The sequence below is a fragment of the Bacillus sp. FSL K6-3431 genome (genome assembly GCF_038002605.1).
Classification (GTDB): domain Bacteria; phylum Bacillota; class Bacilli; order Bacillales; family Bacillaceae_C; genus Lederbergia.
On the sequence record NZ_JBBOCT010000001.1, the window covers coordinates 449,215 to 470,062 of the forward strand.

Genomic DNA, 20,848 nt, shown 5'->3' on the forward strand with positions numbered 1-20,848 from the left:
TACTATTAAAATGAATTTGGGTTTAAAACAGCACACGTCATTATTAGTAGCAACATATAATTTAATAACAGAGTACTTAACAATGCTAGGAGGAAGTATTTTGATAAGAAAGCAAGGTCTGAAAATCATAAATGGATCTGTTTCTCCGCCAAAGCAACAGCAAACAGGCCAATATATGGGACGTAAAATAGGTTTCAATCAAACTGAACGGGGAGGAATCTCATCCAGAAGTCGAAAGTTCGGAGGAGGCTGCGGATGTGGTAGTAATCCAAAACAACTAGGACGCAAGTAAGCAATTGATTACTAGGCTGAGGAATACACCTGTCCCTTTGATTATAAATACACATTAGCCCCCCCAATATCAAATGGAATGTAGATGCAATCTTGTTTTTAAAGAAATGGAATGAATCACTCGCTGGATATTATTTTCATATCACAGCAAAGAGGCTCGCTCAAAAAATCGTTAATAACGGTTTTTTCGAGTAACCTCTTTTATACAATAAATATTTGACTATAAAGAGTCGATTTTGCTTTTGTTTTGTAAACAATACATAAATTTTTGCTATTATTTTCTATTTCAACAACATAAGTGGAAGCGGTTTCAAGGATTAATGAGATAGAGTTTAGCTATTCTAAGCATCACCTTTTCTTTTCCTTATTGTCCTATCAGGCAGGATAAGCAGGTATGTTTGGAATGACGTCGAAGTAGTTAATATAAAAGAAACACAATACATATTGGTAAGGGATTCCGTAAAAGTCTCCATGAGATAGAAAAGTGTATTATGGTTGCCTCATTAAAGTCAGACTGTCAAATTTTTGTGGATTTTTCCAACACCGAACTCAAACAAACTTGTGGGTGAAAATGCGAGCATATAAAGTTTCAATTTGTTATGAACAAGAAAACAATCGAACCAACGTAAATAGATGGCCAAACAAATACAGGAATGATATGACGTCTTTGTATCCTTCATTATTAAACTATCTAAGGCAAGTCCGTTTTACAAGGATATTTCGTTTATAACGCAAAGTTTAAAATAATTATTTTATCGAGGCAGGGAGGGTATCATGAGGAAGTTTGCTATGGATACTGCTGAAAAATTTATAAATGAGAAATTCCCCAATTGTGATATAGCCTATCTTGCTGGAAGTGCGTCACGAGGGGAAGAAACAGCATCTTCGGATTTGGATATTGTTATCTTTGATAATACAATATGCAGGAGTTATCGTGAGAGCTTTGTTTTATATAATTGGAAGATCGAAACGTTAATTCATAACAATGAAACTTATTTAGAACAATTTGAAAGTGATAGAGATACAGGAAAACCTATTTTAGCTATGATGTTAGCTGAAGGTAAAGTAATTAGGGATAATGGTCAGTCTAAAGAAATAAAGAACGATGCTCAAAAGTTTATTGAGAGTGGTCCTAACCCATTATCTAAAGATTTTATGAGCGCCTCTAGGTATTTTATTTATGACCTTCTTGATGATTTCACTGATGCAAAAAATCACCAAGAGGCAATAATTACTTTGAATACAATTTCAATACAACTTGCAGATTTTATCCTTCGTTCCAATAACCAATGGACAGGGAGAGGAAAAGGTCTTTCACGAGCCCTAAGAAAATTCGATGAAGGATTGTATGTGAGTTTTTTTGAATCCCTTGATTGTTATTATAAAAATGGAGAGAAACAGGCCTTTATTAATTTCGTGGACAAGTTCTATGAACCGCTAGGTGGTTCTTTATTTGATGGTTTTAAACATGTTAAATAACCTTTTCAACTGCAGGTGCATTACCTTTAGATCGTTGATGTTTCAAGTTTTTTTTATCTAACTAATTATCGCGCTTAACTAATAGAAATCCAAATTTCAACAATCAGGGAGTATATAAATAAGGCTGCTCGGCTCGGATTTACTGTTACAAACTAAGAAGTAATTATGGAAGGTATTCGTTCTATAAATGCCTTAATTATTAATGAATAAAATGTTAGCATGCAGTTGTTCGAAACGCTGACGTGGGGATAATCTAACTAATAAATCTGTTTTCTAGCTAAAATAGATACTTGAATAAAAATATAATTATTGCTAAATTCAGAAAGGAGAGAGTTTGTATGTCTGAGGATTTCTATTGTGATGAAGTGATAAGTGGGAAAAACGCTTTTTCAGTTTTAGATGCTTTTATACGCAAGACTGAAGCTAACCCGATAAAAGAAAACGAGAGACTATTATTAACTGCTTTTCAATTAGTAAAGAAAGAAGTTGTCAAAGCCAACTATTCAATAAGAAGTGTTCGACTTGCACATAGAATTTTTGGATATCTAGGTGACTGCGGATTAAGCGAAAGAGTAGAACTAATGAAGAAATATCTGAAACACAGGATTAACGATTCTCCTAGAGATACATTTTGGGCGAATTGGGAACTTGTTGATAATCTTGCTCTATTAAAAAGATATAAAGAAATGATAGAACAACAGCGAATTTTTTTAGAATGGACAAAGTCAAACATGGAGCCGGATTATTGGATAAAAGCGATGTATGATAGTACACAAGCGATTGGCTGGGTATTTGAAAATCAAGCTGATGAGTGGTTTGAAATTTATCATTGTTTTATAAACAGTATTGAGCCAACAAGATTAAATCGCCTTCACCGAATTCTATATGTAGAAACAGCTGCTGGCCTTTTTGCTTTTAATTTACAAAAGTATGATGATGCCTTAAAAGAAATAGAGCGGTATAAAAACATATTACTAGAAGATAGCTCATGGTCTGAATTTAAGAAGTTTTCAATCCGTCGTACTTCATATTTTTTAGAAGTTTATAAAGGCAAAAAGTGGATTGAAAAATATGATGAAGTAGCCAACGAGGCTATAGCAGAAATTGAATCATATATTAAACAATACAAGCTAGGAATGCCCATTGATATCGATGAAGTATGTGATATGGCTCATGAAATAGGATCATGTTTAATGTGGGATCAACAATATAAACAGGCAATGAATTTATTTGAGTGTGCGATTGAGTTCCAAGGAAATGGAATCACCCATTTTTTTTATGCGATTTGTATTTGGGCGAAACAAAAAAATAGACAAAAAACATTACACCATTTAGAAATGGCAGAATTAAAGGTTAAAGGGAATGAGGGGATGCGTTCAAGATATATACATTTGTTTTTAGAGCAACACGAATTTTCCGATATACGAGATGATGAAGAGTTTCTATCGGTTTTTAATAAGCAATATTTAAAATAGCTTCTTCATATGGAAATAATTTAAAACTTTTGTATGATGATCAAAAGATCAAAAATGAAGTACATTTACAATACTGTTTTATTTATTATTTGAAAAGGGTTGGTGCACTTATATGGAGAATATTTTAGAGGTTAATAATTTAAATAAAACATTTAATAAAAAAGATAAGGCGGTGCATGCTATTGAAAATGTAAGCTTCACTGTGAAGCGTGGAAGTGTTGTTGGACTACTGGGGCATAATGGAGCTGGAAAGACCACAACGATTAAATGTATTTTGGGCCTGATGAAGCCGACCTCTGGAGAGATCAAAGTGGATGGTCTAGATATGAAAAAGAATCTTAGAAAATCACTTAGAAAAGTTGGTGCTGTATTAGAAGGTAATCGGAACATCTATTGGAATTTGACGCCATTAGAAAACTTGATTTTCTTTGCTAATTTGGTTGGCATCCCTAAAAAAGTTGCAAAGGAGAAAGGGTTAGAATTACTTAGGCGTTTTCAACTGGAGAGTAAGATACAGACAAAGGTAGCTGATTTATCCAGGGGAATGCAACAGAAAGTAGCGATCTGTGCAGCATTAATCAGAGAACCAGATTTATTACTATTAGACGAGCCTACACTAGGTTTAGATGTCGAAACGACACTGCATATGAAAGATTTATTGCTACAGCTTGCAAAAGAGGAAAACAGAGCAATTGTTATTACTAGCCACCAGCTCGATTTAATTGAAGATATTTGTGAAAGCGTAATCATTATGCAAAATGGAAAAATTATCTCAGAAGAGGAAGTATCTAAGTTACTACACCTATTCAGTACGCGTTCCTATCAGTTTATTACGGAACAACCTATATCTCCAGATACGATGATGCATATAAAAAATCGCTTTGCGGATGCAAAGATTGAAACAAATGACATAATGACGAAGTTAGATGTAACATTTGTCCATGGAAAGGAGCTATATCAACTAATGGATATCTTAAAAAAGGAGAATAATATGCTTCATTCCGTAGAGCATCTAACGCCTGATCTTGAGCAAGTGTTTATGAAGCTTTTACAAGGAGTGAGCTCATGATTCATGTTTTACAAGGAGCAATTTGGTTTGAGTTCATTCAAGCAAAGCGCTATTGGTTAAACCAATTAGTTGGAATTATATCTTTTTATGCAATTTTCCTATTTCTGTTTTTTGGTGTGCAGTTTTTTGGGCAATCAGCATCATTGGGCACTACACTTGAAAGTATTATTATCGGGTTTTGGGTATTTATGCTTGTTGGTTTTGCTTATCAAAGTGCTAGTGCTTTGATTGGAAGAAATATATCAATGGGAACACTGGAACATCTGCATCTTTCTCCTTATGGATTTGTATCGATTTCATTCGGATCTCTAATTGGAAACTTTATAATTATGTTGTTATTATACGTTCCTTTTTTACTACTTATGATGCTTACAACTGGTAAATGGTTGTATATTGATTTAATTTCGATCGTGCCGCTTTTATGTGGGATCGTATTACAAGCCTTTGGGATTGGTTTTATCATCGGTGGTTTGAGGCTAATTCATAAGCGAATAAGTTCTCTTCACGAACCTCTTAATCTATTATTTGGCGTCTGTATTATCATGCCACCTGATAGTATAATTGCTAAGTTATTACCATTTAATACATTATGGAGACTGTTGCGAGATGTGATGACAGATGGGGATTCTATTTTTCATTTACCTATGGTTCCTTTATTTTACTGTTTGATTCAGACGATTGTCATTTTAGCTTTAGGCGTTTTCATCTACAATTGGTGTGATTCAATTACAAAAAACAAAGGAAGTATTGGTCAGTATTAGCGATTAGCTTTGATAAGAAAGTTGAGGTTGAGATGATGATTCATACGTTACGAGGTTTAATTGAATATCAATTTATTCAAATCAAACGCTATTGGTTAGATGAAGTTTTTTTATTATTGAGTGAATATGTTATTTTTTTACTGCTATTTTTCGGCATTCAAGGTATCGCTCAAGTATCAAACTTAGGAGCATCAACCGAAAGCATTATTGTCGGTTATTGGGTATTCTCGCTCGTGATCTCTTCCTACGCCAGTATAAGCGGCATCATTGGTGGTAATATTACGATGGGAACGCTTGAGCATCTTTATCTTTCCCCGCAGGGATTTAAGTGGATTTCCATTGGTTTTACATTGGGGGGATTAATGACTATGTTCGTTTTTAATATTCCTTTCCTTTTTCTACTCATGCTTACGACGGGTAATTGGTTACATATTGACCTGCTTTCTATTACTCCGTTAATCATTGCTATAATCATTCAAGCATATGGAATTGGTTATATGATGGGCGGATTGAGCTTAATACACAAGCAAGTTGGTTCATTAGCTCAATTAATTAATATGTTTTTTATCGCATGTATTGTGATACCCCCAGATGTCTCTAGATTTACACAGTTATTACCGTTTAATATTTTATGGAGACTTCTAAGAGAAGTTATGGAAAATGGAACCTCAATTATTTATTTATCGTCTGGTTCTATGTTCATTGCGTTAATACAAACCATCGTTCTATTAGCTTTAGGTATTTTCATCTATAACCGCTGTGAAAACATTGCCAAAACCAGAGGTGTCCTAGGACAATATTAGTTCTCTTCGGAATCGGGCTTAATCATGCTGACTGGTTTTTTTAATTGATTTAATTTAGCAGAACCAAAAACACCTTTACACGTTTAAGGTGTTTTTTAATTGCCCGAAAATCTTTTGTTCTATGATTGCTTGTTTCTATGTACTATTATTAAGAAATTATGGTAGAATATGGTCTTAGTTCGTGGTTTTAATCATATTTTAGAGATTGGAAGAAAATGCGATTTTTTGAGGAGTGTGGGTATTATGGAAAATTTCATATGGAAATATTCGCTACAGGTTAGGGAACGTGGGCTATATAATATACCTAGATAGAACTCTTCATCTATAATGATAGCGCTTTCTACAGAAAAGTAGTAGATGTTCTTTTAGAGGTATTCCCTTATATACATTCAACAAGGAATACTTCAACATGAACGACTAAATAGTTATAACAAAATGCAAAAAGAAGCTGCTGATCTATCCTTGAAAATGTTAGGAAATATTGGGACAGTTGAAAAGAAAAAAGGGAAGAAGTATGGTCAAATCCTTCAGGATGAAAACAAAAAGAAGAGAAAAAGGAAAAAACGTCAGTAGTTTTTTTTATTAAGGGGGAAATCCATCATTGCAGTCGGTCTTTCGTAAGTTTGAAGAAATATATATCCCTGTAAAAAATATATTTGAAGTGTTGGGATATTTTAAAAGTATTCTTTGGCAAGCATCTAAACCATTAACGATTATTCTATTAATCTTAAGTTTAGGTGGTGGGTTAACCCTCGTTGCTGAATTATGGGCTATTACGACATTAATCAATAAATTAATAGAACATGACCCAAGCAATAGTAATTTTGCGATGACAATAAAAATATTACTGCCATGGGTGTTACTCTTTATCGGCGCTATGTTGATAAAACATAGTTTTCAAGCGTTCCAACCGTATATTTCCAAGCAATTAGAGGAGAGAGCCACCAGTATTGTAAAGGACAATATTTTTAAGAAATCACTTAAATTGGATCTGCGGTCATTTGAAACAGAGGAATACTATAATCAGCTAGAAAATGCACAGCAGTCCATCAATCACCGATTCACGACGGCTTTAGAAAGCGTTGGTTTTCTCATTGGAAGTATAGTTGAACTAATCGTTATTATTGCTGCTATTTCCAAAAGTGGCATACTCTTTGCGATATTACTAATTGCTGGGTCTATACCTTTAATTTTTTTAGATATTAAAGCAAGTAAAGAATTTGTTCAAGTCAATTATCGGCAATCTCCTTTAAAACGGCATCTTAATTATTGGGTAAGTTTATCTACATCACGGAATACAGCGGCAGAACTGCGCTTATTTGGGCTTGGACCATATTTCCTGAAAAAATGGAAAAATCTAAGTGACCAGTTAATCGATGAATTGTATAAAGTTCGTAAAAGAGTCGCCTCATTAAGAGTAAAAGGCGAAATCATATTGATCGTCTTATTATCGATAATCATCGTTGGAACTGTTTACGCTGGAGTAAAAGGCACAATTTCAGTTGGGGTACTTGTAGCTTCTTTGTATATGTTGAATCGATTTGAACAAGCCATTTCCCAAGTAGGGGGTTATGGTGAAGCGCTTTCGGATTTTTACTTTAGGTTTCAATATGTACCGAAATTTTTAAAGTCAGGGATAGAGGAGGCCGCTAGAGGTTTCCAATCACCTAAAGATATTAAGCATGGAATTGTTTTTGAAAATGTTAGTTTTTCCTATCCAGGCAGTTCGAGGCCATCTCTAGAAAATATTGATTTGCATATTGCAGCTGGGGAAAGAATCGCCGTTGTAGGAGAGAATGGAGCGGGGAAAAGTACGTTAGCTTTATTGTTACTTGGGTTATATCAACCTACTAAAGGAAGAATTTTAATTGATGGAATTGATCTAAAAGAAATTAATTTAGTGTCATGGAGAGCAAAGGCGGCGGCCGTTTTTCAAAACTTTGTTAAGTACCAGTTAAGTGCGAAAGACAATATTACTTTTGGAAATATAGGCGTCCAAGATGATGAGCTAAAGCTTAAACAATCAGCCTCACTAAGTGGAATAATGATGTTCTCAGTCAGTTTTCATATGGTTATGAGACGCTTTTAGGTATGGAGTACGAAAATTCTAAGGATTTATCAGGTGGTGAGTGGCAAAAGGTGGCAATAGCTAGAGCTTATTTTCGAGACGCTCAAATTTTGGTATTAGATGAGCCTACTGCTGCCTTAGATGCTCAATCAGAATATGAGGTATATAAGCAATTCAGCCGAGTATCTGAAGGAAAAACAACAATGTTAATTTCGCATCGTTTAGGATCAGCAAGACTGGCGGATAAAATTATATTACTTCAGTCTGGCCAGCTCATGGAAATAGGAAGTCATGATGAATTAGTTCTTAAAAACGGACATTATTCAGCTATGTATCACTTACAGGCGGAGTGGTATCAACACAGGGAGGAGGAAAAGGATGGAGCATTCGGAAGGGTATAATAAAAAAACAGATAAACTTAAGTCTTTATATTATAGATGGATATACATGCTGAGATTATTAAGGTTAATTTCGACTATCGCACCAAAAGAAATGATAATGATTATGGTAATTACAATAGGTACTGGTTTAGTACCGTTACTATCCATTTTTGCTTTACAGCAATTAGTAAATTCGATCACTTATTTAGGAAATTACGCTTCTGATCGAATTCCATTAGAAATTATTATGTGGATGATGATGCTTATCCTTGCTCTCCTATTAAATAGTGGGGCTAATATTTATGGAGGAATGATTAGGGATCATATTCAAGAGCGAATAAAGGCTAATATCCAAAAGTTAATTATCCATAAGACGCATCGATTATCATTGGCGCAATTTGAGGATCCAAAGTTATATGATCAATTACAGCGTGCCAATAATGGATTAGAGTCGAGACTTTTTTCTACGATCGCTTTTATGTTTCAATCGATTGCGAGCGCCATCACTCTGATTTCATTACTCATCTATTTGACGTTTATCCATTGGAGTGTCTCCCTAGTATTACTGATTGGAAGTGTCATATTTACTTTAGTTCAAGTGAGATTATTTATAGAACAGTATATCCTTGATAGAAAACAAACGACGGAGATGCGGAAATTAAATTATTTAGAGCGATTAATGACTGCCCGTGAAGCTGCACGGGAGATTCGCTTATTTGCGTTAGGCGACCATTTAAGAGGAAATTGGAATGAGCTTAACGATAAGTTGAGGAAAGAAAGACTAACAATAGCGCGAAGGGAAAGCCGTTTGGAATTGATAAGTTCTAACGGAAATACAATGACATTTGCGATTGTTTTAGCAGGTATCGTTTATCTCGCTACATTCGGGTTACTTTCCGTTGGTCAATATGCAGCTTTTATAAGAGCAGTTCTTCAATTTCAACAAGAATTAACGAACCTATTATGGGACCTAGCGCTTATTGATAATGACCTTAGGTATATTAAGGACTTTTTTGATTATATTGATTTACCTGAGGAAAAGGAGAATGGAATCCTTTTACCTGAAACACGATTAAAAGAAGGGATGCGGTGTGAAGAAATGAGCTTTACTTATCCAGGTACTAGCAAGCCTGTATTTGCCGATATTAATATGCAGATCAAACCGGGTGAACGAATTGCCCTTGTTGGAAATAATGGATCAGGAAAAACCACGCTTATAAAGCTACTTTTAGGTTTATATAAGCCAACGGATGGAAGGATAACTGTGGAAGGGATAGATTTGAAGAATGCCAACTTATCAACATGGAGGAGAAAGTGTACAGCGATTTTTCAAGACTTCCATAAATACCATCTAACCGTGAAGGATAATATTGCGATTGGTCAAATTGAAAAAATAGATGATTACGATCAAATATCGAGAGCAGCAAAATCTTCTGGAGCAGATGAAATGATTAAACAATTAGCTGTAGGCTATGACACATTTCTTGGCAAAGAATTTGATGGGGAGGAGCTTTCACAAGGACAATGGCAAAAAATTGCAATTGCACGGGCATATGTCCGTGACGCAGAACTCCTTATATTGGATGAACCAACAGCTGCTTTGGATCCACAAGCGGAAGTGGATATTTATAAGCAATTCCAGGAAATTGCTCAAGACAAAACGACAATATTCATCTCTCATCGCTTAGGAATATGTAAGCTTGCAGACCGCATTATTGTCTTGAACAATGGCGGTATAGCTGAACAAGGAACTCATGAACAATTAATGAATGAAAATGGCCATTATGCGGAGATGTATCGCCTGCAATCGCAATGGTATGCGTAGAATTGATGAGAGCAGGAGTATTTATCAAGATCCCAAAAAAATTAAATAATTATGAAATACGCTAAGTATTCAAAGGTGGTTGGACTGTATGTGGGAGAATGAAAACATAGGCTTCGTTCGTCCCACAGGGCAGCCTTTCAGCCACCATCTAAATTACTGTACATCGTATCTTGGCAAAAAGATCGTCACCTTAATTATGATCTTCAATCTTACGAATTGTTATAAACCTATTTTTAAATATATAAATCGATTTCATAATTCTTTATTCTAAAGAAACACAGACCTTCAGAATTTGATTTTTTTTTTAAAATTTAAGGTTTAAGCAACCTGTTGTTGATTGAACATAGCACGGATACGATCTGTGGCTAATTTTGAAGCAATATAAACTAAGGTTACTAAATCGAACTTTGGCTCGTTTCCCAGTACGATAACGAACATTGTTCGTCTCAAAACCCTTGAGGTTCTAAGGGTTCGATATGTGCAATTGATTCATTCATGATCCTATATAAAAAAAGCTACTTTATCCTAATTTAATGAGGTATATTCTCAGTTTTGGTTAGAAACTTCATAGTATTTCTCAAAAAGTTATAGATGGGAAAATCTCATCTATAACTTTTCAGTTGTAACTATCATTTAAAACTTGATGGCCTTCTTCAAGTGATTTTTATCCTTCGCTAGAGATTGTTTAACCTAAGCGCGGCATGGATTATCACTTAATCCAAATAGGGAGTGATTTTTATAATTTCCATTCACGATCGCAGAAACAGCTCGAACATGTTCGGTAGTTATTACCATCTCAAGCACCTTTGTTAAAGCAGTAGCAACATTCTTAGGCTCATGCTCATCTCAGATGTTCATAAAGACTCTTGTTGTACACCCCATTGGTGAATATCTACAATCCCTGTTAGCTCTTCCCGTAAATATGCCGCTAGTTAAAGTCAGCCGTTTAGAAGCCCGATTATATCTCGGTTCGAGGAGCAAACTATCTCATAAATAAGCTACTATAGTTGTCATACTTTAAAAATTGTATAGTTTATCCATTTGGCCACAATGCAGCCTTTTCTTGAGGATTTGATTGTTTGGAAAATTAGTAAAGGGTAGTTATTTGTAAATTATGTCTATATTTATGCAGCGCTAGAGGCATTTTATATGACTAAATCTGTAAGTAGTAAGATCAGCCAGTGCTCATCTAGGTTGAGGCTTATTTTCAGTAAGATGCACTTCAAACATATCTATAATTTCAAGGAAATGCTCTGCTTCACGGAATACATGGTCTGCTAATAAAGGGTGGATGATACTTTTTATCTTACATTCCTCGATCAAATCTCGTGCGGTTTTCTTAAAGTCTCGGAGAGAGACTACAGACACACGATTCTGATCAAGGAATTGATCCAGAAGAGGAGCTGTCTGAGATTGTGGTTTCATTCCCTCTAAATCTCTAGCTTGAAAAAGCAATTCATCAAAATCATTGCTAAAGTTGCGGGCAATATCGACAAGTTTTCTTTCTGATGGATCAAGGAGGTGTCCTATAAATTTTGCATGATCGGCCATGATTCTTAAAAAGAAAACATTCTCTTTGATAATTGCATCAGCTAGGGGTTTCAATTTTCCTTCATTTAATTCAATTAATCGTTTTCTAAAATAATTGGCTTCCCGACTTATATGGTCAACTAAAAGGGGGAAATTATTTGCACCGGGCAATTTACAAGCGAGTATTAATCCTAATACTTTTCGCTTAAAGGCGAATATATTGGTCGCAGCTAGTTGAACTTCCGTATTGAATCTTCTCATTTGTTCAGGATCAGTTTGAGTTGTCAAAGTATGAGATCGTTGTTCTATATTTTCAAACAAATGGTAAAACTGATTGGCTTCATTTATTAATTGTGTATCTTCACATCTAAACCCTAATCTAAGGAATAGCGAATGTTCTTTCATTATCCTTGACCAGAAACGAATTTCATCTAGAGAACGTGTTACAAACGCAATAGGTGTTATACGAATATTAGAATCTGGTGACGGGTCATTCCAATTCATAACTTAATCCCCCCTAAAATAACCTGTATATCAAAGTATTCAAAGATAACTTGTCTTCATGCCAAACAATTTATCTTAGGGGAGAAAGGAAGTAATAGAAGTTGCTGCCATCGTGTGAACTAAAAGAGAACCAATAAACAAAACTGAGTTCGAGACCTTAAAGAAAAACATATATTCAAAAAAGTATTGGTAAAATAAACGTACTAGTGCAACGAAAAAACTTGAATAAAACGGCATAAACGTTAAGAAAATAGAAGATAAGTATAGACAAACCTGAACTAAACTGAAATAATAAGCATATAATGCTAAAGAAGAAAGGTGAACATGAAAAATTGTAACAAGCAAGGTATTGACAGGATTTCCTAGGAACGACGAGAGATGATATCGAAAAAGATAGAGTACGATTAATATGTAGCTATGGAATATCTTTTGAAAAAAGATGGGAGGCGGTAGCATGTTTTCTGAAGAACGACGCGAAAAGATATTAGAAAAGTTGGAGAAAGAAGAACGAATCTTAGCTAAAGATTTAGCTGAAGAATACGGTCTATCCATTGACTCAATAAGACGTGATTTATCTATCATGGAAGAACAAGGCTTATTAAAAAGAACACATGGAGGAGCTATACCTATTCAAAATGTGAGAACATTTGCTCAACCTCCTTCAACAAGGTACGGTGAGGGAAGTATTTATCAAAATGCGATTGCAAAACTTGCAATCAACTATATTAAGGAGGGGCACACCGTTTTTATTGGTGGTGCGACAATCCATTACGTTATGCTAAAATATCTTCCTAAAAATATTAGATTCAGCGTAATTACAAATTCGGTTGAGATAGCTTACAACCTGCGTACAATGAAAAATGTGCAAACATATTTAATTGGAGGAAAAGTAAAAAGCTCTGGAAATATTACTGATGCTTTAGCAACTGAATTTGCAAGCCAATTCACAATTGATTTATGTTTCGCAACAGCAGGGGGATTATCATCAAAAGGATTGAGTACAGCTACTCCTGAAGTCGCTATTTTCCACAAAAATGTTTTTAATAACTCAAAAAAAATTGTAACTCTTATCGAACATTTTAAGTTTGGTATTGATTCGTTTAGCAGTATGTACCCTATTAATAAGTTAGATGTAATTATTACTGATGAAGAAACCACAAAGGAAAAAATAGAAAATATTAGAGCACAAGGCGTTGATGTTATTATAGCGAAAAGTGAATAATACTAAAGAAGCACTGACGAAGAACGAGATAATAATGGCTCCTAATGAATGGAGTCGTTATTATCTTACCGAAAATGAAAGCGGTTACGAATCACTGGTGGATGGAATATCACGATCAAATACATTAATGAGGAGATGTTTTGTATGAGTACACCTAAACATATCGTTGCTGTTTCAGCATATGTAACTAACAGAAAAAATGAGGTTTTATTAGTCAAAACGCATTGGCGTTCGGATACATGGGAACTTCCGGGAGGACAAGTGGAGGAAGGAGAGTCTCTAGATGAAGCAGTAAGGAGAGAATTTTTAGAAGAAACAGGTATTATCATCAAACCAATAGGAGTTACGGGCGTTTATTCCAACACGACCAAAGGAATTGTAAGCATCGTTTTTTATGCGGAATATGTTAGTGGGGAGATTAAGATCCAACCTGAAGAAATTAAAGAAGCCTGTTTTGTAGAATTGAATGAGTCAAACATAGATACATATCTTGTCCGCCCCCATATGAAATCTCGTACCTTAGATGCAATGAGAAAACAATCCCTCTCTCCTTATGAGGCTTGGGAAGTAGACCCATTTAATTTATTGGAAAGACTAGAATGATAAATAGACAACTTATTAGAGTTGTGATTTTCATGAAAGCATTTTTTTCATTAAAAGGAGGGAGGAGATTCCTATGAAGTCCCAATTGGAAAATCAAACAAAAACAAAGATCAAAGTGAATGGTAGGTTCCCATTGCAAGGAACTGTTGATGTAGATGGGGCAAAAAATGCGGTACTTCCTTTGATTGCTGCCGCATGTTTAGCAACAGATGGTGTCACAACCTTAGAAAATGTTCCCGCTATATCGGATGTACATGCTATGACAAGTATTATGGATAAGATAGGTGTATTGAACAATCTGGAAAATACTATTCTCCGGATTGAAAGCAATACTATTAAATCGGAACATATCCCACAGCATTTAGCTGCTCCATTACGCCAATCTATTCTTTTCTTAGGCGTTCTAGTTACAACATTAGGTGAAGCTAAAGTGGCTCTTCCGGGAGGAGATAAAATCGGTGGAAATCGTCCCATTGATTTTCACATTGATGCCTTAAATGCATTTGGGGTTGATATATCCATAGATGATGGTGTTATTTATGCTAAAGCAAAAAAGCTACCGTTAACTGGTGGTCGTATAACGTTTCGTTATCCAAGTTTTGGAGCAACAATAACGGCATTAATTTCGGCTACCTTAGCCGAGGGAGTAACTGTAATAGAAAATGCTGCAATGGAACCAGAGATTTTCGATTTGATTAACATGCTAAATAAGATGGGAGCAAAAATAAATGGTTCTGGGACCAATAGATTAACAGTGGAAGGTGTTCAAAAGTTAATTGGTGTAATGCATAAAGTCATTCCAGACCGTATTGAAGCAGGAACACTACTTACCGCAATGGCGATGACAAATGGATCGGGCACCATTAAAGGGTTTATTCCTGGTCATAATCAACCACTACTTAATTTATGCCGCAATATAGGGTTGGAATTATCTATGATTGGCAATGATTCTATTTGTATAAAGAAAACAGATGCCCTACTTCCTTTTAATGTTACTACTGGGTCATTTCCAAGCGTATCTAGTGATTTGCAGCCTCTTCTTACTAGTATGGCAACACAATGTAAAGGTGAATCTATCATTACCGATTCTGTTTATAACGATAGATTTAACCATATTCCTGAACTGCTTAGAATGGGGGCAAACATTCAAGTGAAAGGGCGTTCTATTCATATTCTAGGTGGAGAAATCTTGAAAGGTTCTACAGTTACAGGGAAAGACCTCCGTGCCACAAGCAGTCTTATTTGTGCTGGATTAGCTGCTACAGGAAGTACTTTTGTATACGGGTTAGAACATTTACATCGTGGACATGGGAACTTAGTAAAAAAATTACTTAGTCTAGGTGCATCTATTAGGTACGAGTAATATTATTCTGTATAAAGTCCTTGGGTAATACCACTTATTCAGGAACTAAATTGTTTTGTTAACCAAACAATTTTAGTAGGCGTTAATTTTGAAGTAAAGTTATTAAGGAAAAAAATAGTAGTTGAAGAGTGCTATAATAATTCTTAATACTTCGACAAAGGGGGATGTAAAGATAGAAACTACAATTTATATGATTAGGCATGCAAAATCTCCATTTGTTTTCGGGGCAGGATAGAACAAGGAAATTATCAGAACAAGGAAAACGAGACGTAAAAAAATTACGGGCATAATAAGACAAGAAGAAGTGGATGTAATCATTTCAAGTCCATACTACAGAGCAATTCAAACCATTGAGGAAATTGCTAACGATAGAAATTTAGAAATTCAACTTTTTGAGGAACTAAAGGAAAGATCAATAAAAGATAGACTCCCAGAAGAAAAAATATTACAAGTTATAAAAAAATCCTTTGATGACAAAGATTATTGTTTACCAGGTGAAGAAACTACGAGGCAGGCTCAAGAACGAGCAATTCCAGTTATGAAACATCTATTAAATGAATATAAAGGAAAAAACATCGTTATCGGCACTCATGGAAATATTATGACAATAATAATGAATTATTTTGATCAACAATATGGATATGCTTTTTGGAAAAGCACGACTAAACCAGATATATACAAGTTAAGCTTTTTTGAAAAGAATCTTAATAATGTAATGTGATTATGGGAGTACAATGGATGAAATTTTCCATTTCCTTGGCCACTATTTAAAAATGGTCATCCAGAAATATATGGTTGACCTTTTAACGCACGGTCGGTGTAGTTGGTAAAGAAACCGATACGAGATTTATTTGCAACTCCTTAGTATGCAAATAAGGATTATCAAATCATTTTAATATTACCGCAGCAGGCATTTACTGACTCAAGATGGTCTTAGATAGATTAGGTTGGAACAAGATTATAAAGGATTATCTATTATAGATATCGAAGTATTACCAAACATTAAATAGACTGGGAATTAAGCTTATTGAATATTTGGTATTCGTTTTCAAGATTTTTTCAAAAAGAGACATGCCAAAGAAGCGTCACATATTTATTTTTTAAAAAGGCTGTTTTGCAAACATTGTTGCTTTACCAAGGTAGTGCGTGGTTGATTTCCGCTACAGTTGCTTGCTTTCCGCGAGGCGGGCGGTGAGCCTCCTCGGCGTAAACGCCTGTGGGGTCTCACCTGTCCCGCTGATCCCGCGACGGACAGGATGTCCTAGTGTCGGGCATTGGCCACAGGACGTGGCCGTCTTTAGCCGACCAGGAGTCTCGCACTTTCGCTCCAATCAACCTTCAACAGATTTTGTTTTAAAAGCAACAATCTCTTAGAAAGAGCCTTTAAAAAAGATTAAGCCATTGAAGAGAAAATATGACCGTTAAAGAACGATAGTTCAACTCTTTTATGAGCATACCAAGCGTCAATGTGTTGGCACATCATGATGGCATATGTCCTTATGTACCACATTTTTGTAGACCGATGCCGTCCGGATTCCAAGTGATAATCGATCTTTTCACGCTTGTTGGAACGTTCTACAGATGTTCGCCGGTTATAAATGAGCTTCCATTTATCAGTTTCTCTGGGCGTCTTGGTAAAGAGTCTAAGGTTATCCTTCCTAAACGTATAAAACGTTCTTCCGTACTTGGCTGTAGAACAAGGATTTTCACAAATGTTTTTTGTACCAATAGCCAGCGGACACCGCCATTTTTGCCTGTTTTGAGATTTGTCGAATCCATTTGATTTCACTTTCAAGCCAGTGGGGCAAATGGGGATCCCTTCGGGAGAGATTTGGATATCACTTTCTGTGCTAAAGTTTTTCTTGGTTCGGACATTTAAATCGATGAAAGGCTCGATCTGATAGTGATCTAGCAACTCGTAAATAGGTTCGGCATCGTGTGCAGCATCCAAGAGCATTTTGCCAATTGTGCCCAAGGTAGTACGTTGCGAAAATTCAAGAGCTCTGGCAGCAAGACTGACAGAATCATGCCTCGAAGCAGGTTGAAGTCTTGGATACAACGATAAATCGACTGTCGCTGGTGGATATCATGTAAAGGTGATATCCATTGAAGTACTTTTCCCGTGAGCTGTCCCACCCTGAGTCGATATCAGTCGCCTTACCATGAGCAAAAGAATATCTCAGTTGATTGGAGTGGAAGGCGGCGACTCCTGGGGGATTCAGCGTGACAGGTGAGACCCCGCAGGGCGCGAAGCGACCGAGGAGACTCACCGCACGCCCCCCGGAACGCGTCCGCCTGGAACGGAAATCAACGGCGGCAGGCTCTTACGTTGTATTTAGATTATTTATCTCGTTCATTACAGAATGGGCAATTCTACTAATAAAAAATAAACTATCCCCCTATTAAAAGTAGGAGGAGACATAAAAAGATGGCACAAGAAAACCTTGTACCATCCGACTTGGTGAATGCCGATAGTCTATTTAAAGGATAGGAGGAGGAAATGTATGAATGTGCCTGAATCGGAAATTGATTTGGTTAATGTGAAATTTTCCAAACGCACTTTAAGAATAATTAAATTAGCAGAATTAGAAGCGGAAAAAACGAGCTCAATTGTCTATCCAGTTCATTTATTACTAGGATCATTACTGGAGAAAACAGGGGTATGCGCAGAACTATACTTTAATTATCCACATCTTGTTGGTATTTTAATGGAGAGAATCGAAAAAATACATTTCAATAGTGAAGTACAAGGCATTCAATGTCATCCGTTTAGCTCGAATGTTTCTTTGACAATTATCAAAGTGTTAGAAAATGCCAATAAGCGAATGACACAATTCAGACAGGTTTATATCAATGAAGGATTATTAATCAAAGCAATTTTTGATATAAAAGATCCTATGACAGATTCACTATTAAAAGGTCTGAATGTAACACGACTGCTTGAAGTCATATCTTCACCAAGGGATATGGCAGTCGCAATGAAGAATTACTCTTTTCCGGAGATCACTACAAATGAAGTGATTTATAGAAAAGCAGAAATAAGTGATGCAATTTCACTATTGCTTTTTGTAGAAAAAGAATTTGGAAATAGATGGGTCGATGCTATTAAAAATGGATTTCAGGAAGAAAATATCCCCATTTATATAGCTATCGCTAATGGAATGATTGTAGGATTTGCTTGCTTTGATGTAGTCAGAAGAAAAAAAGGCTTATTTGGACCTATGGGTACATCACTTTCCAATCGTCTTCAAGGAATTGGCTACGCTTTGCTTCATTATTGTTTATATGATATGAAAGGAAAGGGCTATGAGTATACAATTATAGGAGAAGCTGGACCCCTTGAATTTTATGAAAAGTCCTGTAATGCGGTTATTATTCCTTTATCATTAGGTATTCCTAATTGATAGAAAATAAAGGCTCGCTATACGGGATATTCGACATTTACAGTAGATTAATGAATGAAGTGAGCGAGGGATATTAATGAACAGAATCGAATTAATCAGAAAAGAAGAAAAGAAATATCATGACTCTTGTTATGAGAATTACAAACTATTTGAGGAGGGGTCGTGGCTACATAAGCCTGTGAAAACGGTAATAGATTTAATTCCGTTGTTTATGGGAAAAGACAATCTTAAAATCCTTGATTTAGGTTCTGGAGTAGGGAGAAATAGTATCCCGTTAGCTGAAGCAGTAAAAGAAAAAGGCGGTAAAGTCATCTGTGTTGATTTATTGGACTCGGCTTTACAAAAATTAATCAAATACAGTGAAAAATTTAATGTAAAAGAAGTAATCCAAGCAGAAAAAGCTGATATTGGAAACTACGATATAAAGCCTAAGTACTTCGATTTGATTGTCGCGGTTTCCAGTCTAGAACATGTTCAATCAGAACTAATATTTGAAAAAGTTGTTCAACAAATGGCAGAAGGAACAAAGTATAATGGCATAAACTGTATCATTGTAAACTCTGAAGTGGAAGAAATAGATTTGGCTAACGATAAAAAATTAGATGCTTTGATGGAGATAAACATTTCAACACATGCTATGATCAGTAAATTAAAGAAATTATATAATGATTGGGAATTATTGGATGTTAGAGTCAAACCATTAAAATATAATATTGTTCGAGATCAAAGGTCTATTTTATTAAAATCGAATGCTATTACATATATAGTAAGAAATAATAATCTATAACGTTCACCTTGCCTAGTAGGGATTGATAAAACTCAGGGCGCTTTCTACGTGTATGACGAAAGTATGAAGATTCCATTACCTGAATTGACCATGAAATAATGTTCTATATTTTATAAAAACTTATAAAGATGTTAGAACTAACTGGCGTAAAAGTTCAACAAAAAAGGGTGCTTTTTCTAGCGGAACAGGGTAATAGATATATGAAAAAGTGCTCTTTATAGTTAGCCGTAGAACAACATTTGAAAGAAGGAATAGCAAATGGACAGTGTAACTAAATCATTCTTTGAAAACTTGGAAAATAAGGATAAAGATGCTCAATTCGAAGCCTTCAATAATATTATAGCCGCTACAAAAGAGAAAGTGGACTGGGCATATGAAGTTTGGGATCAATTAAAGGAATGGTTAGCAGATGCAGATAATCATCGAAGATCCAGAGCCGCTCAGTTCCTATGTGGTCTAGCAATCAGTGATCCTGAAAAAAGAATACTTAATGACTTTCCAGCACTATGGGAAGTAACTAGTGATCCAAAATTTGTTACTGCCAGACATACCTTGCAATCGATATGGAAAATCGGCTTAGCAGGAAAAGAACAAAAGGAGATGGTAGTTAATCATATCGTAGATCGCTTTCAAAACGGTGCGTCTGAGAAACATCATACCTTGATCCGATTTGATATGATTCAAGGTCTTAGAAAATTATATGATCAATTAAAAGAAGAAGATATTAAAAATATAGCAATGGATTTGATTGAGATAGAAGAAGATAGTAAGTATCGAAAGAAGTATATGTCTCTATGGAAATAAAACTAGAACGTCTGTTTAGGAAAATGGCGATAGGTAATTTGGAGTTATTGTAAAACCTGATTTAGATATATGTAACAATATATTAACTGAGGACCATTTTTATTTACAATGAATTATTACATTTCACAGTGAGCACGCTCAAATGTTACTACCTCCACCCAAAAACTAGAAGGACTTTTTCAGTAAAAAGATTTATATTAATCAAGGTTCTTTGAATATCTGAAAAATATCAATGTTTGTAAAGATTAGGCGTTTAATAAGGTGCGAAAATACTTATTAAACGTCTATTTACATAAGATAGCAGGATAACGCAAGCTTATTATACAGTTTTGTAAGGTATGTCAGAATAGGAAAAAAAGGTAATAGAAAAGAGGGATTTACTCATGGGTAGTCGTCTATATTTAATAAAACCAATAGTCGATTTAAAGGCGAAGTATCTATCGTTTTATCATGAGTGGATTGAATGAGTAGTATCGGGAA

At 35.3% G+C, this 20,848-nt stretch carries 18 protein-coding genes; 16 read left to right on the forward strand and 2 right to left on the reverse strand.

Going from position 1 to position 20,848, the window contains the following annotated elements; all coding sequences use genetic code 11:
- The first annotated feature begins 100 nt into the window (after positions 1–100).
- The 9 genes from MHB53_RS02220 to MHB53_RS02260 all read left to right on the forward strand — a co-directional run bounded on the left by MHB53_RS02220 (position 101) and on the right by MHB53_RS02260 (position 10,151).
- The gene (locus MHB53_RS02220) at positions 101–292 is read left to right on the forward strand and encodes a hypothetical protein (protein ID WP_340915489.1); all 192 of its coding nucleotides are present in this window, start codon (positions 101–103) and stop codon (positions 290–292) included.
- Positions 293–1,065: 773 nt separating this feature from the next.
- On the forward strand, positions 1,066–1,770 hold the full coding sequence (locus MHB53_RS02225) for a nucleotidyltransferase domain-containing protein (protein ID WP_340915491.1): 705 nt from the start codon (positions 1,066–1,068) through the stop codon (positions 1,768–1,770).
- Positions 1,771–2,060: 290 nt separating this feature from the next.
- Positions 2,061–3,245 carry a hypothetical protein gene (locus MHB53_RS02230; protein WP_340915493.1) on the forward strand — a complete coding sequence of 395 codons (1,185 nt, stop codon included), beginning with the start codon at positions 2,061–2,063 and terminating at the stop codon, positions 3,243–3,245.
- Positions 3,246–3,357: 112 nt separating this feature from the next.
- Positions 3,358–4,314 carry an ABC transporter ATP-binding protein gene (locus MHB53_RS02235; RefSeq protein ID WP_340915494.1) on the forward strand — a complete coding sequence of 319 codons (957 nt, stop codon included), beginning with the start codon at positions 3,358–3,360 and terminating at the stop codon, positions 4,312–4,314.
- Positions 4,311–5,075 (forward strand): hypothetical protein, encoded by a 765-nt coding sequence (locus tag MHB53_RS02240; protein ID WP_340915496.1) that lies wholly within the window; start codon positions 4,311–4,313, stop codon positions 5,073–5,075. Before MHB53_RS02235 ends, MHB53_RS02240 begins: the two co-directional genes overlap by 4 nt.
- 35 nt (positions 5,076–5,110) lie before the next feature.
- The gene (locus MHB53_RS02245; protein WP_340915499.1) at positions 5,111–5,878 is read left to right on the forward strand and encodes a hypothetical protein; all 768 of its coding nucleotides are present in this window, start codon (positions 5,111–5,113) and stop codon (positions 5,876–5,878) included.
- A 601-nt stretch (positions 5,879–6,479) separates the two neighbouring features.
- Positions 6,480–7,967 carry an ABC transporter ATP-binding protein gene (locus MHB53_RS02250; RefSeq protein ID WP_340915501.1) on the forward strand — a complete coding sequence of 496 codons (1,488 nt, stop codon included), beginning with the start codon at positions 6,480–6,482 and terminating at the stop codon, positions 7,965–7,967.
- A 2-nt stretch (positions 7,968–7,969) separates the two neighbouring features.
- On the forward strand, positions 7,970–8,347 hold the full coding sequence (locus tag MHB53_RS02255) for an ATP-binding cassette domain-containing protein (RefSeq protein ID WP_340915503.1): 378 nt from the start codon (positions 7,970–7,972) through the stop codon (positions 8,345–8,347).
- Positions 8,325–10,151, forward strand: coding sequence for an ABC transporter ATP-binding protein (locus MHB53_RS02260; RefSeq protein WP_340915505.1), 1,827 nt, complete (start codon positions 8,325–8,327; stop codon positions 10,149–10,151). Before MHB53_RS02255 ends, MHB53_RS02260 begins: the two co-directional genes overlap by 23 nt.
- A gap of 1,185 nt (positions 10,152–11,336) precedes the next feature.
- On the opposite strand, the gene MHB53_RS02265 is transcribed toward MHB53_RS02260, so the two are convergent.
- Complete coding sequence (locus MHB53_RS02265; RefSeq protein WP_340915507.1) at positions 11,337–12,185, reverse strand: DUF2935 domain-containing protein; 849 nt, start codon at positions 12,183–12,185, stop codon at positions 11,337–11,339.
- Between the two features lie 454 nt (positions 12,186–12,639).
- On the opposite strand from MHB53_RS02265, the gene MHB53_RS02270 reads away from it, so the two are divergent.
- The 4 genes from MHB53_RS02270 to MHB53_RS02285 all read left to right on the forward strand — a co-directional run bounded on the left by MHB53_RS02270 (position 12,640) and on the right by MHB53_RS02285 (position 16,094).
- On the forward strand, positions 12,640–13,407 hold the full coding sequence (locus tag MHB53_RS02270) for a DeoR/GlpR family DNA-binding transcription regulator (RefSeq protein WP_340915509.1): 768 nt from the start codon (positions 12,640–12,642) through the stop codon (positions 13,405–13,407).
- A 144-nt stretch (positions 13,408–13,551) separates the two neighbouring features.
- Complete coding sequence (locus MHB53_RS02275; RefSeq protein ID WP_340915510.1) at positions 13,552–14,010, forward strand: NUDIX hydrolase; 459 nt, start codon at positions 13,552–13,554, stop codon at positions 14,008–14,010.
- A 73-nt stretch (positions 14,011–14,083) separates the two neighbouring features.
- On the forward strand, positions 14,084–15,373 hold the full coding sequence (gene murA / locus MHB53_RS02280) for a UDP-N-acetylglucosamine 1-carboxyvinyltransferase (RefSeq protein ID WP_340915512.1): 1,290 nt from the start codon (positions 14,084–14,086) through the stop codon (positions 15,371–15,373).
- Positions 15,374–15,662: 289 nt separating this feature from the next.
- Positions 15,663–16,094: a histidine phosphatase family protein gene (locus MHB53_RS02285; protein ID WP_340924417.1), complete on the forward strand. Its 432-nt coding sequence runs from the start codon at positions 15,663–15,665 to the stop codon at positions 16,092–16,094.
- Positions 16,095–16,766: 672 nt separating this feature from the next.
- Here MHB53_RS02285 and MHB53_RS02290 read toward each other — a convergent pair.
- Complete coding sequence (locus tag MHB53_RS02290) at positions 16,767–17,432, reverse strand: transposase (RefSeq protein ID WP_340915514.1); 666 nt, start codon at positions 17,430–17,432, stop codon at positions 16,767–16,769.
- 445 nt (positions 17,433–17,877) lie between these two features.
- Between MHB53_RS02290 and MHB53_RS02295 the strand changes: the two genes are divergently transcribed.
- From MHB53_RS02295 to MHB53_RS02305, 3 genes are all read left to right on the forward strand, one after another.
- A complete protein-coding gene (locus MHB53_RS02295; RefSeq protein ID WP_340915516.1) occupies positions 17,878–18,777 on the forward strand; it encodes a GNAT family N-acetyltransferase in 900 nt (299 codons plus the stop codon).
- A gap of 76 nt (positions 18,778–18,853) precedes the next feature.
- Positions 18,854–19,564, forward strand: a complete 711-nt coding sequence (locus MHB53_RS02300) for a class I SAM-dependent methyltransferase (RefSeq protein ID WP_340915518.1) — start codon at positions 18,854–18,856, stop codon at positions 19,562–19,564.
- 258 nt (positions 19,565–19,822) lie between these two features.
- On the forward strand, positions 19,823–20,368 hold the full coding sequence (locus MHB53_RS02305) for a hypothetical protein (protein ID WP_340915519.1): 546 nt from the start codon (positions 19,823–19,825) through the stop codon (positions 20,366–20,368).
- Positions 20,369–20,848 lie beyond the last annotated feature (480 nt).